The following is a 14,773-nucleotide window of genomic DNA, read 5'->3' as shown; positions in this document are numbered from 1 at the left end:
AACCACCCCGTCCACCTGCGATGCTCCGACCCATGGCCGTACGACGCGTCAAGCCCAGCCTGTACATCTCCGTCGACATCGAAGCCGACGGCCCGATCCCGGGCCCGTACTCCATGCTGAGCCTCGGCGCGGCCGTGGCCGGGACGCAGGACGCCGGCGGGTTCACCGCGGCGGACCCGGAGAAGCTGACCTTCTACCGTGAACTGCGGCCGATCGGCGAGGAGTTCGTGCCGGAGGCGCTGGCGGTGAGCGGGCTCGACCGGGAGCGCCTCGGGCGCGAGGGTGCGGAACCGGGCGTCGCGCTCGCCGAGTTCAGCAGCTGGGTACGCGAAGTCGCCGTGGGCGCCCAGCCGGTGATGTGCGGCTACCCGGCGTCGTACGACTGGATGTTCCTGTACTGGTACCTGATCCGCTTCACCGGCGCGAGCCCTTTCGGGCACTCCGGCTGCCTCGACATGAAGACGCTCTACGCGACGAAGGCCGGGCTGCCGCTGCGTGCTGTCGCCAAGGGCACCATGCCACGCGAGCTGCTGTCCCGGCGGCGGCACACCCACCATGCCCTCGACGACGCGATCGAGCAGGCCGAGCTGTTCGCCAACCTCATGGTGTGGCAGGGGAGTTCACAGTGACTCGCCGACGCTGCAGGGGAACAGCCGACCGGTGCGGGGTGTCTCCTGTGTCTGCTGCGCAAGGCCGTTCCGGGGCGCACACGTCCGTGCACGCCCCGGCCACGGCCACCGGGTGAGGGCCGTCCCCCTCAACCGGAGATCTTGGACCGGGCGACCGGGCGACCGGCCGGTCAACTGGTCAGCCCTGTGCGGCGATCCGTGCCAGCCGCCGGGCCTCTTCCCGTGTCGCCCGGGCGATGGCGTCCTCGTCGACGTGCAACAGGCGGTTGTTCTCGACGACCTGACGGCCGTTCACGAACGACGCGGTGACCGGGGCCGCCGCGCCGAAGACCAGCGCGGTCACCGGGTCGGCGATCGAGGCGTGTGCCAGGGTGTCCAGGTTCCACAGCACCAGGTCGGCCAGCTTGCCGGGCTCCAGGGAGCCGATCTCGCTTGCGCGGCCCAGGACTTGGGCGCCGCCGAAGGTTCCGAGGCGCAGCGCCTGGCGGGCGTTGAGGGCCGCTTCCCGGTGGGCGCCGAGGCGGTTGATGAGAAGCGCGTTGCGGAGTTCGGTGTGGAGTTCGCCGGACTCGTTGGACGCGGTGCCGTCGACGCCGAGGCCGACCGGGACGCCGGCGGCGAGCATGTCGGGGACCCGGGCGATACCGGCCGCGAGCCGGGCGTTGGACGAGGGGCAGTGGGCGACACCGGTCTTCGTCCGAGCGAAGGCGGCGATGTCGGAGTCGTTCATGTGGACGCAGTGCGCCATCCATACGTCCTCACCGAGCCAGCCGGTGGACTCGAAGTAGTCGGTCGGGCCCATACCGAACAGCTCCTTGCAGAACTGCTCCTCCTCGACCGTCTCCGAGCCGTGCGTGTGCAGCCGTACCCCGAGCCGGCGGGCCAACTCGGCGCCCTGCTTGAGGAGTTCGGTCGAGACGGAGAACGGTGAGCAGGGGGCCACGGCCACCTGGGTCATCGCGTCGAAGGAGGCGTCGTGGTGCTCCCGTACCGTCGCCTCGGTCGCGGCGAGGGCACCCTCCAGGGTCTCCACGGCGAAGTCGGGCGGCAGCCCGCCGTCCTTCTCGCTGCGGTCCATCGAACCGCGGGCCAGGGTGAAGCGGACGCCCATCTCGCGGGCGGCGCCGATGATGGCACCGGAGAGGTCGCCGGAGCCCTTCGGGAAGACGTAGTGATGGTCCATCGCGGTGGTCACCCCGCCGCGCGCCATCATCGCGAGGGAGCCCTGCGCGGCGGCGCGGACCATCGGCTCGTCGATGCGCGCCCAGGTCGGGTACAGCGCGACGAGCCAGTCGAAGAGGTTGTGGTCGGTGGCCAGGCCCCGGGTGATCCACTGGTAGAAGTGGTGGTGGGTGTTGACCAGGCCGGGGGTCACCAGGTGACCGCTCGCGTCGATGCGCCGGACCACATCCGTGAGCCCCTCGGGCGCCCTGCCCGCACCGAGCGACTCGATGCGGTTGCCGGCGATGACGACATACCCGGTGGCGTACTCGGTGTCGGCGGCGTCCACCGTCGCGATCGCGCAGTTCTCGATGACGACGCGCTGAACCATCGTTACCATCGTTCGTCCCAACTTCCTTGATTCTGTGCCGAGTTCGCGTCAGAGGTTGGTTACATCCACCGGGATGCTCGGCGTGCAGCCGTCCCGCAGGACGGTCGCCTCGATCAGGCCGTAGGGGCGGTCGGCGGCGAAGTACACCTCGTTGTCGTTCTTCAGCCCGAACGGCGCCAGGTCCACAAGGAAATGGTGCTTGTTGGGGAGCGAGAAGCGGACCTCGTCTATCTCGTCGCGGTTGTCGATGATCCGCGAACCCATCTGGTACAGGGTCTGCTGGAGCGAGAGCGAGTAGGTCTCGGCGAAGGCCTGGAGCATGTGCTGCTTCGTCCGCTCGTAGGACTCCTCCCAGTCCGGCATCTCCTGTGCGTCGTCGGACCAGTTGAAGCGCCAGCGCCCGGAGACCTCGGTCGCGAGGATGCGGTCGTACGCCTCGGGCAGCGTCGTGTACTTGTCCTTGACGTAGCCCCAGAACTCGGAGTCCGTCGAGTTGAGGACCGTCAAGTCCTTGAGCCCGGAGACGACTTCCCAGTTCCGGCCGTCGTAGGTGATCTGGGTGAGCCGGGTCTCCTGGCCCTTGCGGACGAAGGAGTGGCCCCCTGTCGTGCGCTCCCAGGCGTACTCCTCTATCCGGATCCGCGCGTTCTTGATCGGCTCCTGGCTGGTCACGAAGTGCCGGGCGAGGTGGATGCCGAACTGCTCGGCGGACTCGATGCCGTGCTCCTTGGCGAACGCGTACACCGTGTTCTTGGTGGTGTCGGTCGGCAGCACGTTGGCGTTCGAGCCGGAGTAGTGGACCTCGTCCATGTCGCCGCTCAGCGACACGGACACGTTGAGGTCCTTGATGTGGTGGGTGGCGCCGTCCCGCGTGATCCTGACGACTCGGTTCTCGGCCTTGCCGTACTGGTTCTGTCCCAGGATGGTTGGCATAGCTAGCTCCCTCGGTATACGGAGTAGCCGAACGGGTTGAGCAGCAGCGGTACGTGGTAGTGCTCACCAGGCTCGACGGCGAACGTGATCGCCACCTCCGGGAAGAACACTCCGCTCGCACCGCTGTCCCGATTCGCGGGGGCGTCCTGCTGCGTATCGGCTTGCTTGTCGTCTGAACGCTCGAAGTACGGTTCCACCGCGAAGTCGAGCCGTACGTGTGTGGTGCCCGCCGGCAGCGCCGGGAGGTCCTTGCACCGCCCGTCCGCGTCGGTCGCGGAACCGCCGAGTGCCTGCCAGTCCGCCAACGTGCCACTGCGGGCGGCGAGTTGGACGGCCACGCCCTCGGCGGGGCGACCGACGGAGGTGTCCAGGATGTGCGTGGACACCGAGGCGGTGGTGCTGCTGCTCATACCGCTTCTTCCTCTACGAGCTTGGCCAGCCGGATGCGGTTGATCTTCCCCAACTCGGTGCGGACGATCTCGCGTTCCCGCTCCGGCGCGTTGCCGATCCGTTCCCTGACCGCGTCGCGCATCTGCTCGCCGGTGCGGCCGGTGGCGCAGATCAGGAAGACATGGCCGAACCTCTCCTGGTACGCCAGGTTGAGATCGAGCATCTCCGCCTTGAGCTCCTCGGAGGCGCCCGCCATGCCACGCTGTTCGCGGGCGGAGGTGGGGTCGCCGGGCTTGGGGCGGCCGATCGGCGGGTGGCCGGCCATCGCCTCGCCGAGGTCCTCGGCCGTCAGGTCCGCCATCGCGGCGTCGCTCTCGGCGTAGAGGTCCTCGGGTCCGGCGTACGGGCGGGCAGCGAGCAGTCGCCGGGTCCACGCCGTGGATGCGCACACCTCCAGGAGGGCGGCGAAGGCCGCGTGGTCCTCCAGGGTGTTGAACCGGGCGAGACCCGGCGGCGTGGAAGTCGACGTCACGGGAACCTCCGTGGCCTTGTGCTGATCGGGCTGGCAGTAGCTAACGCCCCCCGGCAACACCACGTCAACACTTTGTTGAAAATTCGGGGTAACAAGCGGGAGGGGCTCAGCTCTCCTTCTCGCGGTTCAGGTAGTTGTACACGGTGAACCGGCTGACCCCGAGGGCGCTCGCGACGGTCTCCACACCGTGCCGTACGGAGAAGGCGCCGCGCGCCTCCAGTATCCGTACGACCTCCTGCTTGGCCTTGCGGTCCAGGTCCGCGAGGGGCTTGCCCTTCTTGCGCTCCATGGCGGCCAGGATGTGGTCCAGCGAGTCCGCGAGCTGCGGCAGGCGCACGGCGACCACGTCGGCGCCCTCCCAGGCGAGCACGACGTCGTCGGGGCCGGCCTCGTCGGGCGGGACCAGCTCGCCGCCCATCGCGTCGACCAGCGGCTTCACGGCCGTGATGAAGGGCTCGTCCCCGATGCCGGTCACCGGTCACCCTCGCCGATCACGTTGAGCTGGAGCGAGATCCGGGTGGCGCCCGCCTCCAGGGTCCTGCGCAGCAGCGCGTCGACGGCGGTGAGCACCGCGTCGGCGCCCCCCTCGACCGTGTTGCCGAACGGCCCGACGTCCACGGCATCCAGCTCCGCAGCCTCGATGACCTCCCTGGCGACCAGCGCATGCGCGGGGGCCTCGTCGAGGTCGAAGGGTTCGGTGGTGAACTCGACTCTCAGTCGCATCGCGCCCCACATCTCTCTGCCGTCGTGCCGACGGGGAGAGGACCACCGGCGCCGGGATCCGACCCTAACGGACCGGGAGACCGGCCGGCGGCGCCTCCCGCGAGCAGGGAAGCGCCCTCGCCAGTCGCGTGGAAGCAGCACGTCCGGCGGTGGCTCCTCGCCGGTCGCGAGATACGCGTCGAGCGCGGCACCGTGCGCGGCGGTGAGCGGGCCCCGGCCGCAGGCGACGAGCCTCGCCGTCCGTACGGCCGCGGTGGCCGCCGCGGCCTGCGCGCCTTCCGGTCCCGTCCCGCGCCGCTGGACACCAGGGCACTGCCGGCGGGCTCCGGCGTTTCACCCCTTGACAAGCACCGACACCCGACGGCAATCTTCCATTGAGCAGAAACAAACTTCCACTATACGGAATAGCAATCCAGAACCTCGACACGGAAGGGAGCGCGACCCCATGGGATTCGACGACCAGCGCTTCAACGTCAACCTGTCGATCCTCTTCACCGAACTCCCGCTCCTGGAACGCCCCGCGGCAGCGGCAGCGGCGGGCTTCACCGCGGTCGAGCTGTGGTGGCCCTGGGTCGACTCCCCCACCCCCGCGCAGTCCGAACTCGACGCCCTCAAGCGGGCGTTGGAGGACGCGGGCGTCCAGCTCACCGGGCTGAACTTCTACGCCGGACAGCTGCCGGGACCGGACCGCGGCGCCCTGTCGATCCCGGGCGAGGAGTCGGAGCGGTTCCGCGCGAACATCGATGTCGCCGCCGACTTCGCGGGCTCGCTCGGCGCCACGGCACTCAACGCGCTCTACGGCAACCGCGTGGCGGGCGTCGACCCGGCCGAGCAGGACGCGCTCGCGCTGGAGAACCTGGTCCTGGCGGCCCGCGCGGCCGACCGGATCGGCGCGATCCTCCTGATCGAGGCGCTGAACAAGCCCGAGTCACCGCTCTACCCGCTCGTCAGCGCCCCCGCCGCCGTGGGAATCGTCGACAAGGTGAACGCCGCGACCGGCCTGGGCAACGCGCGCTTCCTCATGGACCTCTACCACCTGTCCATGAACGGTGAGGAACTCCCGTCGGTGATCGAGGAGTTCGCGGCCAGGACCGGCCATGTGCAGATCGCGGACAACCCGGGCCGCGGCGCCCCCGGCACCGGCACGCTCCCGCTCGAAGACCTCCTCGACCAGCTGAGGAAAGCCGGTTACGACGGCTGGGTGGGCCTGGAGTACAAGCCCGGCGACCGCCCGAGCGCCGAGGCCTTCGCCTGGCTGCCCAACTGACCTTCACCGAAAGGCACTTCCGATGAGCAAGCTCCCCAAGATCGCCTGGATAGGCCTCGGCATCATGGGCTCCCCCATGTCCGAGAACCTGCTCAAGGCCGGGTACGACGTCACCGGATTCACCCTGGAGCAGGACAAGTTGGACCGCCTGGCCACCGCCGGCGGCAGCGCGGCCGGCTCCATCGCCGAGTCCGTGCGCGACGCCGACGTGGTGATCACGATGGTGCCCGCGTCCCCCCAGGTCGAGGCCATCGCCTACGGCCCGGACGGCATCCTGGAGAACGCGCGCGCCGGCGCTCTGCTGATCGACATGTCGTCGATCACCCCGCAGACCTCGGTCGACCTGGCAAAGGCGGCTGCGGACAAGGGAATCCGGGTCCTGGACGCCCCCGTGTCCGGCGGTGAGGCCGGTGCGATCGAGGCCGTGCTGTCCATCATGGTCGGCGGCGACCGGGCCGACTTCGACGAGGCGCGGCCGGTCCTCGACGCGCTCGGCAGGACCATCGTCCTGTGCGGTCCGCACGGCTCCGGCCAGACCGTGAAGGCCGCCAACCAGCTGATCGTCGCCGTGAACATCCAGGCGTGCGCGGAGGCCGTGGTCTTCCTGGAGAAGTCGGGCGTGGACCTGGCGGCGGCTCTCGACGTCCTCAACGGCGGGCTCGCGGGCTCGACCGTGCTGACGCGGAAGAAGGACAACTTCCTCAACCGCGACTTCAAGCCGGGCTTCCGGATCGACCTGCACCACAAGGACATGGGCATCGTCACGGACGCGGCCCGCAACGTCGGCGCGGCCCTCCCGGTCGGCGCGGTGGTGGCCCAACTGGTCGCGTCCCTGCGGGCGCAGGGCGACGGCGGCCTCGACCACTCGGCGCTGCTGCGCGCCGTCGAGCGCCTCTCCGGCGCGCGACTCTGAGACTTCCGGGCGGCGCCGTCGCTGACAACTGTCCTGTCGCGCCCAGGCGGTGGCGCCGCCCGGAATCATGCCGGACCGAGAAAACCAACAGACGGCCCGTGTGTGCCGGACGACCCGGATGAGGGGTGGTCGTCGGCACCGCGCGGGCGGGGCCAGGACCGCGGCGGAGTGCGAGCCAGTGCGGTGGTGAAGGTCCCGGGGCCTCCTTCTCGACCTGAGAGAAAGAGCCCCCGGTTCCGTCGCGACCGCCGCGGTCCCAGCCGAGACACCGACCCGGAACACCCCGCCCCATGACCCCGTCCGGCGGCGCGAACGTCCTGTCGCACCCAGCCTCGCGCCGTCGGACGGCCACCACGAAGAGCGCCGGACACGGCGCTCTTCGGCGTTTCCGGGTGCGGATCCGCCGTACGCGCAGGAGCCTTGACGCATGACACATCCACCGACGGAGTTTCCGCACATCGTGGTCCACCCCCCGGCCCTGGACGGCTCCCGCCGGGTCACCACCGGCGACGAGACGCTCGGCCTCGCCTCCCACCTGGACGACGTGGTCGAGATCCTGCGGCTGGCCGACCTGGACCGGATCGAGGTCGAGGAGAGCGACCTGATCGAGTGGCAGGGCGGCGGTCCGGAGGACTGGCCGGGGCTGTCGGAACACCACGACCGGTGAGCCGGCGATCGACAACACGGCCACACAAAAGAGGGGGCCGTCCCTCAGGACGGCCCCCTCTCCTCCCGCGTCTCAGACCTTCAACGTCCTGATCGATGTCGGTGCGTGGCCGGGCTCGGTCGCGAGTTCCTCGAACTCCACCACCTGGCCGATGTCGTTCGTCCGGCTCATCGAGATGTTGGTGACGCGCTCCAGGATCGCCTCGACGACGACCGGCACCCGGAACTCCGCGGCGAGCTTCTTCGCCTGCTCGAAGGCGGTGCCGAGTTCGGCGGGGTCGGTGACCCGGATCGCCTTGCAGCCCAGGCCCTCGACGACCTTGACGTGGTCGACGCCGTAGACGCCCAGGTCCGGCGAGTTGATGTTCTCAAATTCCAGATTGACCTGGAAGTTGATGTCCAGGCCGAGCTGTGCCTGCCGGATGAGGCCCAAGTAGGCGTTGTTCACCAGGACATGGACGTACGGGATGCGGTGCTGGGCGCCGACCGCCAGCTCCTCGATCATGAACTGGAAGTCGTAGTCGCCGGAGAGCGCGACGACGGACGCCTCGGGGTCGGCCTTGGCGACGCCGAGCGCGGCCGGGATGGTCCAGCCGAGGGGGCCCGCCTGGCCGCAGTTGATCCAGTGGCGGGGGCGGTAGACGTGCAGCATCTGGGCGCCGGCGATCTGCGAGAGGCCGATCGTGGAGACGTACCGGGTCTCCGGGCCGAAGGCCTTGTTCATCTCCTCGTAGACGCGCTGCGGTTTGATCGGGATGTCGTCGAAGTGCGTACGGCGCTGGAGAGTTGACCTCTTCTCCTGCGCCGAGGCCGCCCAGGCGGAGCGGTCGGGCAGGCTGCCTTCCGCCTTCGACTCCCTTGCCACCGCCACGAAGAGCTCCAGCGCCGCCTTGGCGTCGGAGGCGATGCCGTAGTCGGGGGCGAAGATCCGGCCGATCTGGGTGGGCTCGATGTCGACGTGGACGAAGGTGCGTCCGGCGGTGTAGACGTCCAGCCTGCCGGTGTGGCGGTTGGCCCAGCGGTTGCCGATGCCGAGGACGAAGTCGGACTCCAGGAAGGTCGCGTTGCCGTAGCGGTGCGAGGTCTGGAGGCCGACCATGCCGGCGTTCAGTTCGTGGTCGTCGGGCAGGGCGCCCCAGCCCATCAGGGTGGGGACGACCGGGATACCGGTCAACTCGGCGAACTCGACGAGGAGTTCGGCCGCGTCGGCGTTGATGACACCGCCGCCGGCGACGATCAGCGGGCGCTCGGCGACGTTGAGCATCGCGAGCGCCTTCTCGATCTGGGGGCGGGTCGCGGCCGGCTTGTAGACCGGCAGCGGCTCGTACGTCTCCGGGTCGAACTCGATCTCGGTGAGCTGGACGTCGATCGGCAGGTCGACGAGGACCGGGCCTGGGCGGCCCGAGCGCATCAGGTGGAAGGCCTGCTGGAAGACGCCGGGAACCTGGGCGGCCTCCAGGACGGTGACCGCCATCTTCGTCACCGGTCCCGCGATGGAGGCGATGTCGACAGCCTGGAAGTCCTCCTTGTGGATCACCGAGGTCGGGGCCTGGCCGGTGATGCAGAGGATCGGGATCGAGTCGCCGGTCGCGGAGTAGAGGCCGGTGATCATGTCGGTGCCTGCCGGGCCCGAGGTGCCGATGCAGACGCCGATGTTGCCGGGGCGGGTGCGGGTGTAGCCCTCGGCCATGTGCGAGGCGCCCTCGACATGGCGGGCGAGGGTGTGGTGGATACCGCCGGAGGCCTTGAGGGCGGCGTAGAAGGGGTTGATCGCCGCGCCGGGGACGCCGAACGCGTCGCTGACGCCCTCGCGCTTGAGGATCTCGACTGCCGCGCGGGCAGCGGTCATACGAGCCATGGAGTACTCCTGCTTCGGCTGTCGGATTCGCTTCACCGTCGCGCCCCGCGGTGAGTAATTCCGTAATGAGTTCCGCGTCAAGTTCCGCATTGCGGAAACTAGATTCTACTATCTGGAAGAAATGTAAGTGGAGGCACGAAGGCCGTCAAGAGACGGACAAGCAGGGGTTTCCAGGAGGACGATGGGGCCCATGTCCGAGAGCGTGCCGGTGCTCTGTCCGGCCTGCCGACGTGAGCACGTCTATGCCGCGCCGTCCTATCCCTGCGTCTGCGGTGCCCCCGTCGCCCCGCCGCTGGATCCGCACGGCGCGGCCACGGTCGTGAACCACCGGGTCTGGGACGAGGACTGGATCGCGGTGCGCTGCGAGGCCTGTGGGCGTCTGGACGAGTGGCCGTACCCGGAGCTGGGCTGCCCGTGCGGGACCCTGCTGCGGATTCCCGTCGCCGGGGAGGAACCGCCGGCGCAACCGGCCGCGAGCGTCGCCATGGTCGACACCGGCGCCCGGGACCGGCCCGCGTTCCAGCCCGTCACGATCCGCACCGCGCGCGACGCGGTCACCGCCGCCGCGCTCTATCTGCGCTGGCTCGGCTACCGGGACATCCGCCGCGCCGACCAGCGGCCCCCGTCCGGCATCGGCCTGGCCGCCCGCGGCATCCTGGCGCAGGTGGACCCCACCGTGCGCCCGGCCTCACTCCGGGACGTGGAGTGCCTGTGGCTGACGGCGATGACGGAGTCCACCGGGTGCGTCTACTTCTCCCTCGCCGGATACGCCGACGACGCCCGCGTCCGCGCCGACGCGCTCGGCGTCCCCCTGTTCGTCCTCGACCTCACGGGCACACCCCAGCCGATGAACGAGCCGGCGGACCAACTCGACGCGGCGGGCGGCTAGTTCGAGGAGTCGGCCCCAGGCCGGCCGAGCCGCACCGCCCGCTCCCGCAACTCGATCTTCCGTACCTTCCCCGAGACCGTCATCGGGAAGGCGTCCATGATCTGGAGCAGGGTCGGGATCTTGTAGTGGGCCAGCCTGTCCTCGCAGAAGGCGCGGAGTTCCTCCAGGGTCAGCGGGTCGGCCGGGTCGCGCGGGATGACGCAGGCCAACACCTCCTCGCCGTAGCGCTCATGGGGTACTCCGACCACCTGGACGTCGGCGATCCTCGGGTGGGTGTAGAGGAACTCCTCGATCTCGCGCGGGTAGATGTTCTCGCCGCCACGGATGATCATGTCCTTGATGCGGCCGACGATCTCGACGTAGCCGTCCTCGCGCATCACGGCCAGGTCCCCGGTGTGCATCCAGCGGCCGGTGTCGATCGCCTCGGCGGTCTTCTCGGGCTCGTTCCAGTAGCCGAGCATCACGCTGTAGCCGCGGGTGCACAACTCGCCTGCGGTGCCCCGGGGTTGGGTCATACCGGTAGCCGGGTCGACGACCTTGACCTCCAGGTGGGGCAGCACCCGGCCGACCGTGCCCGTGCGGTGTTCCAGGTCGTCGTCCCGCCGCGTCTGGAGCGAGACGGGGGACGTCTCCGTCATGCCGTAGCAGATGGACACCTCCGCCATGTGCATCTCGGCTACCACCCGTTTCATCACCTCGACCGGACAGGGCGAGCCCGCCATGATGCCGGTGCGGAGCGAGGAGAGGTCGTAGCTCGCGAAGTCGGGGAGGTTCAACTCCGCGATGAACATGGTCGGTACGCCGTAGAGGGACGTGCACCGCTCCTGCTGTACGGCCTTCAGGGTCGCCGCCGGGTCGAAGGACGGGGCCGGGATCACCATGCACGCGCCGTGCGAGGTGGCCGCCAGATTGCCCATCACCATGCCGAAGCAGTGGTAGAAGGGCACCGGGATGCAGACCCGGTCCTGCTCGGTGTAGGTGATCGACTCGCCCACGAAATAACCGTTGTTGAGGATGTTGTGGTGGGAGAGGGTCGCACCCTTGGGGAACCCGGTCGTGCCCGAGGTGTACTGGATGTTGATGGGGTCGTCGCAGGACAGTTCGGGGTACGGCTCGTCACCTGTGCCACGGCTCAGCAGCGCGTCCCAGCTCGGGTCGCCGATGTACACGACCTCGCGCAACTCCGGGCACTTGCCCCGCACTTGGTCGACCATCGCCCGGTAGTCACTCGTCTTGTGGCTGACCGAGGCGAACAGGACCGAGATGCCCGCCTGCTTGAGGACGTACTCCACCTCGTGCGTGCGGTAGGCCGGGTTGATGTTCACCATGACCGCGCCGATGCGGGCGGTGGCGTACTGAACCAGCACCCACTCCGGGCAGTTGATCGCCCAGATCCCGACCCGGTCGCCCTTCGCCACCCCGCTCGCGAGCAGCGCGTACGCCAACTCGTCGATGTCTGCGGCGAATTGGGCGTACGTCCAGCGCCGCCCGGACGGTACGTCGACGAGCGCCTCGCGGTCGGGCCAGGCGGCCACCGCGCGGTCGAGGTTGGCGCCGATCGTGTCGCCCAGGAGTGAAGTCCCGCTCGTTCCATGGCTGTACGAGTTCATCGGCGAGTTCATCGGAAGTCCTCCTCGCGGTACTCGGCGGCCGATCCCGCGGCCGTCACCTCGCGCAGTTCGATCCGGCGGATCTTGCCGGAGACGGTCTTGGGCAGGTCGGCGAACTCCAGCCGCCGGATGCGCTTGTACGGGGCGAGGACCTGGCGCGAGTGCTCGAACAGCACCTTCGCGGTGTCGGGTCCCGGCTCCCAGCCCGCCGCGAGCACCACGTACGCCTTCGGTACGGCGAGCCGCAGTTCGTCCGGCGCGGGCACCACGGCGGCCTCGGCCACCGCCTCGTGCTCCAGCAGGGCGCTCTCCAGCTCGAACGGGGAGATCTTGTAGTCGGAGGCCTTGAAGACGTCGTCGGACCGGCCGACGTAGGTGATGTAGCCGTCCTCGTCGCGGGAGCCGATGTCGCCGGTGCGGTAGTAGCCGCCGGCCATCGCCTCCGCCGTACGGTCCGGGTCTCCGTGGTAGCCGGTCATCAGGCCCACCGGCGGGTCGGACAGGTCGAGCGCGATCTCGCCCTCGGCCGCGCCCGGGGCGCCCGAGACCGGGTCGAGGAGTTCGACGCGGTAGCCGGGGGTGGGCCGGCCCATGGAGCCGGTCTTCAGCGGCTGGCCGGGGCTGTTGGAGACCTGGACGGCGGTCTCGGTCTGGCCGAAGCCGTCCCGGATGGTGACGCCCCAGGCCCGCCGGACCTGTTCGATGACCTCGGGGTTCAGGGGTTCCCCGGCGGCCAGGGCCTCGCGGGGCGGGGTGCGCAGCTGGGTCAGGTCGGCCTGGATGAGCATCCGCCACACGGTCGGCGGGGCGCAGAAGGTGGTGACACCCGCGCGGTCCATCTCGGCCATCAGCCGGACCGGGTCGAAGCGGGTGTAGTTGTGGATGAAGACGGTCGCCTCGGCGTTCCAGGGGGCGAAGAGGTTCGACCAGGCGTGCTTGGCCCAGCCGGGCGAGGAGATGTTGAGGTGGACGTCGCCGGGCTGGAGGCCGATCCAGTACATGGTGGCGAGATGGCCGATCGGGTACGAGGTGTGGGTGTGCTCGACCAGTTTGGGGTGGGCGGTGGTGCCCGAGGTGAAGTAGAGCATCAGCGGGTCGTCGGCCCGGGTCGGGGCGGGGTCCCGTACGAAGAGGGAGGCGGAGGTGTCGTAGACCTCCTCGAAGTCCAGCCAGCCGGGGCGCTCCGCGCCGACGGCGATGCGTGTGTAGTCGCCCGGGACCTCGTCGAACTTGCCGGTGTCCTCGTCGCGCACGATGACGTGCCGGACCCGGCCGCGCTCGACGCGGTCGCGCAGGTCGGCGGGGCCCAGCAGCGGGGTGGCGGGGATGACGACGGCGCGCAGCTTCATCGCGGCCAGGGCGGTGATCCACAGCTCGGCCTGGTTGCCGAGCATGACCAGGATCCGGTCCTCCGCGCGGACGCCCCGGGTGCGCAGCCAGTGGGCGGCCTGGTCCGAGCGGACGGACAGCTCGCCGAAGGACAGCTGGGTCTCGCGGCCGTCCTCCTCGACGATGTGCAGCGCGGTGCGGCCGTTGCCGTGGGCGATGACGTCGAACCAGTCGGTCGCCCAGTTGAAGTGCTCGGGCCGGGGCCAGGAGAAACCCTCGTAGGCCGTGGCATAGTCCTCGCGATGTGCCAACAGGAAATCCCGCGCACTGCGGAACGACTCACTCGCCGTCGTCATCTGTCCTCCTAGGTACCGGACCATTGCCGGGCGGCTCTCTGACATCGTGTAATCCGTGATGTGGGTCTCACTACCCCCGTACGGGGGTGTGTGCAGCAGAACGGCCGCAACGAAGGGGCAAGCGGGTGGCGACGGACGCGGCGGGGATGGTGGAGATTCAGGCGGCACTGGTACGGCTGCGGCGCGGAACGGGGCTGCCCGTCGCCTTCGGCGGCCTGGTCGAGGCCGGTCGGCAGCAGATGCGCATCAGCGAACTGAGCGGCACGGCGACCCCGGCCCTGCGCGCCCTCGCCGTGAACTCGGGCAACGGTCTCGGCGGCAAGGCGGTCGCCCTGGCCCGCCCGTGCGCGGTCCTGGACTACTCCGCCTCCCGCCAGATCAGCCACGAGTACGACGCCCCGGTGGCCGCCGAGGGCCTGCGCGCGATCCTCGCGGTCCCGGTCGTCGTACGGCGCCGGGTGCGCGGTGTCCTCTACGGCGCGCTGCGCACCGCCCAGCCGTTGGGCGACCGGATGCTGAGCGCGGCGATGGCGGCCGCCCGGGACGTGGAGCAGGCGCTGGTGGTCCGGGAGGAGGTGCGGGAGCTGCTGAGCGCGGCGCTGCCGACGCCGGCCCCCGACCCTGCGGCGAGCGCGGTGTGGGAGCAGGTGCGGGAGGCACACGCGGCGCTGCGGGCGCTGGCCCCGCGCATCCCGGACCCGGCGCTGCGGGCCGAACTCCTCGGCGCCTGCGGCCTGTTGACCGCCGAGGCGGCCACCGGGGACGTGGAACTGGCGCCCCGGGAACTCGACGTACTGGCGTGCGTGGCGGCCGGGGCGACGAACGCGGTGGCGGCGGAGCGGCTCGGGCTGCGGCCGGAGACGGTGAAGGGGTATCTGCGCTCGGCGATGCGGAGGCTGGGCGCGCACACCCGCGGGGAGGCCGTGGCGGCGGCCCGGCGGGCAGGGGTGCTGCCGTGAGACGGGCCCGGGTTCGAGCCCGGGTACCGACTCCGGTGAGGGCCGTCTATTCATTCATCGGAGCTTTGAATTTCCTCCTGTCACACGGTTGTTATTTCCCTCACCACCCCATCCATCCGAATTTCAAGGACTGATTGCCTAATATTGGCCCGGACACGACACACGAG

The 14,773-nt window shown here is 69.9% G+C and carries 15 protein-coding genes; 6 read left to right on the top strand and 9 right to left on the bottom strand.

Features of this window, described 5'->3' with window-relative positions:
- The first annotated feature begins 32 nt into the window (after positions 1–32).
- On the top strand, positions 33–629 hold the full coding sequence (locus OC490_RS04785; protein WP_262056512.1) for an exonuclease: 597 nt from the start codon (positions 33–35) through the stop codon (positions 627–629).
- Positions 630–807: 178 nt separating this feature from the next.
- On the opposite strand, the gene OC490_RS04780 is transcribed toward OC490_RS04785, so the two are convergent.
- From OC490_RS04780 to OC490_RS04755, 6 genes are all read right to left on the bottom strand, one after another.
- Positions 808–2,181: an 8-oxoguanine deaminase gene (locus tag OC490_RS04780; RefSeq protein ID WP_262056511.1), complete on the bottom strand. Its 1,374-nt coding sequence runs from the start codon at positions 2,179–2,181 to the stop codon at positions 808–810.
- A 48-nt stretch (positions 2,182–2,229) separates the two neighbouring features.
- Positions 2,230–3,114 (bottom strand): factor-independent urate hydroxylase, encoded by an 885-nt coding sequence (pucL, locus tag OC490_RS04775; protein ID WP_262056510.1) that lies wholly within the window; start codon positions 3,112–3,114, stop codon positions 2,230–2,232.
- Positions 3,115–3,116: 2 nt separating this feature from the next.
- Positions 3,117–3,524 (bottom strand): hydroxyisourate hydrolase, encoded by a 408-nt coding sequence (gene uraH, locus OC490_RS04770; protein ID WP_262056509.1) that lies wholly within the window; start codon positions 3,522–3,524, stop codon positions 3,117–3,119.
- Positions 3,521–4,036 carry a 2-oxo-4-hydroxy-4-carboxy-5-ureidoimidazoline decarboxylase gene (gene uraD / locus OC490_RS04765; RefSeq protein ID WP_262056508.1) on the bottom strand — a complete coding sequence of 172 codons (516 nt, stop codon included), beginning with the start codon at positions 4,034–4,036 and terminating at the stop codon, positions 3,521–3,523. Before uraD ends, uraH begins: the two co-directional genes overlap by 4 nt.
- Before the next feature lie 106 nt (positions 4,037–4,142).
- Positions 4,143–4,511 (bottom strand): helix-turn-helix domain-containing protein, encoded by a 369-nt coding sequence (locus OC490_RS04760; protein WP_262056507.1) that lies wholly within the window; start codon positions 4,509–4,511, stop codon positions 4,143–4,145.
- On the bottom strand, positions 4,508–4,759 hold the full coding sequence (locus tag OC490_RS04755) for a thiamine-binding protein (protein WP_262056506.1): 252 nt from the start codon (positions 4,757–4,759) through the stop codon (positions 4,508–4,510). Before OC490_RS04755 ends, OC490_RS04760 begins: the two co-directional genes overlap by 4 nt.
- A gap of 445 nt (positions 4,760–5,204) precedes the next feature.
- Here OC490_RS04755 and OC490_RS04750 point away from each other — a divergent pair, with 445 nt between their 5' ends.
- The 3 genes from OC490_RS04750 (at position 5,205) to OC490_RS04740 (ending at position 7,606) form a co-directional block, all read left to right on the top strand.
- Entirely contained in the window at positions 5,205–6,026 is an 822-nt protein-coding gene (locus tag OC490_RS04750) for a TIM barrel protein (protein ID WP_262056505.1), read from the top strand.
- Positions 6,027–6,048: 22 nt separating this feature from the next.
- Positions 6,049–6,939: a 2-hydroxy-3-oxopropionate reductase gene (locus tag OC490_RS04745; RefSeq protein WP_262056504.1), complete on the top strand. Its 891-nt coding sequence runs from the start codon at positions 6,049–6,051 to the stop codon at positions 6,937–6,939.
- Positions 6,940–7,366: 427 nt separating this feature from the next.
- Complete coding sequence (locus tag OC490_RS04740; RefSeq protein WP_262056503.1) at positions 7,367–7,606, top strand: hypothetical protein; 240 nt, start codon at positions 7,367–7,369, stop codon at positions 7,604–7,606.
- Between the two features lie 72 nt (positions 7,607–7,678).
- Here OC490_RS04740 and gcl read toward each other — a convergent pair whose 3' ends face one another.
- A complete protein-coding gene (gcl, locus tag OC490_RS04735) occupies positions 7,679–9,463 on the bottom strand; it encodes a glyoxylate carboligase (protein WP_262056502.1) in 1,785 nt (594 codons plus the stop codon).
- Between the two features lie 181 nt (positions 9,464–9,644).
- Here gcl and OC490_RS04730 point away from each other — a divergent pair, with 181 nt between their 5' ends.
- On the top strand, positions 9,645–10,352 hold the full coding sequence (locus OC490_RS04730) for a hypothetical protein (protein WP_262056501.1): 708 nt from the start codon (positions 9,645–9,647) through the stop codon (positions 10,350–10,352).
- On the opposite strand, the gene OC490_RS04725 is transcribed toward OC490_RS04730, so the two are convergent.
- Both OC490_RS04725 and OC490_RS04720 read right to left on the bottom strand, forming a co-directional pair.
- The gene (locus OC490_RS04725) at positions 10,349–11,962 is read right to left on the bottom strand and encodes an AMP-binding protein (protein WP_262056779.1); all 1,614 of its coding nucleotides are present in this window, start codon (positions 11,960–11,962) and stop codon (positions 10,349–10,351) included. The two genes, OC490_RS04730 and OC490_RS04725, sit on opposite strands and share 4 nt — an antisense overlap.
- Before the next feature lie 8 nt (positions 11,963–11,970).
- Complete coding sequence (locus OC490_RS04720) at positions 11,971–13,647, bottom strand: AMP-binding protein (protein WP_262056500.1); 1,677 nt, start codon at positions 13,645–13,647, stop codon at positions 11,971–11,973.
- Positions 13,648–13,772: 125 nt separating this feature from the next.
- Here OC490_RS04720 and OC490_RS04715 point away from each other — a divergent pair, with 125 nt between their 5' ends.
- Positions 13,773–14,606 (top strand): LuxR C-terminal-related transcriptional regulator, encoded by an 834-nt coding sequence (locus OC490_RS04715; protein ID WP_262056499.1) that lies wholly within the window; start codon positions 13,773–13,775, stop codon positions 14,604–14,606.
- Positions 14,607–14,773 lie beyond the last annotated feature (167 nt).

The organism is Streptomyces sp. STR69 (genome assembly GCF_024519455.1).
Taxonomy (GTDB): domain Bacteria; phylum Actinomycetota; class Actinomycetes; order Streptomycetales; family Streptomycetaceae; genus Streptomyces.
Note: the sequence above shows the minus strand (reverse complement) of the source record. Positions and strands in the feature narration are given on the sequence as shown.